Here is a 564-nt window from a genome sequence, read left to right as displayed (position 1 = left end):
CGGGTGAACAGCACGGATTTGGCCGCCAGATAGGCTTCCATGTCCCCGTGGTAGTCCAGATGATCCCGACTCAGATTGCTGAACACCGCCACGGGTACTGGCGTTGACCCCAGCCTATGCTGATCCAGCGCATGGGAAGACACTTCCATGGCCACACAATCCGCGCCCGCATCACGCACCCGGGCCAGACCGGCCTGCAGGGTAATCGGATCCGGTGTGGTATGACCGGTAGTCTGCTCATCGCCTTTCAAGCCCAGCCCCAGGGTGCCAACCAGGGCGCAACGGTGCCCCAGTGCATTAAGGGCATCGCGCAGGAACCAGGTGATGCTGGTCTTGCCGTTGGTGCCCGTCACGCCCACCACATTCATGGCCGCACCGGGCTCGCCATACCAGCGCGCCGCCAGCGTACCCACGCGACGCCCCAGCCCCGGCAGCGCCACACAGGGCACCGCCTGATCCTGTTGAATCGCAAAGGTTTCTGCGTCCGCCAGCACTGCCACCGCACCGGCGGCGATCGCCTGGCTGACAAACTGGCGGCCATCGCTGGCCACGCCCGGCACGGCC

General features: G+C 65.8%; 1 protein-coding gene. It reads right to left on the bottom strand.

Going from position 1 to position 564, the window contains the following annotated elements; genetic code table 11:
* On the bottom strand, nucleotides 1–564 hold a 564-nt coding region (locus tag A3754_RS04665; protein ID WP_255363113.1), incomplete at both ends, for a Mur ligase family protein.

Source organism: Alcanivorax sp. HI0083 (assembly GCF_001635175.1).
Note: the sequence above shows the minus strand (reverse complement) of the source record. Positions and strands in the feature narration are given on the sequence as shown.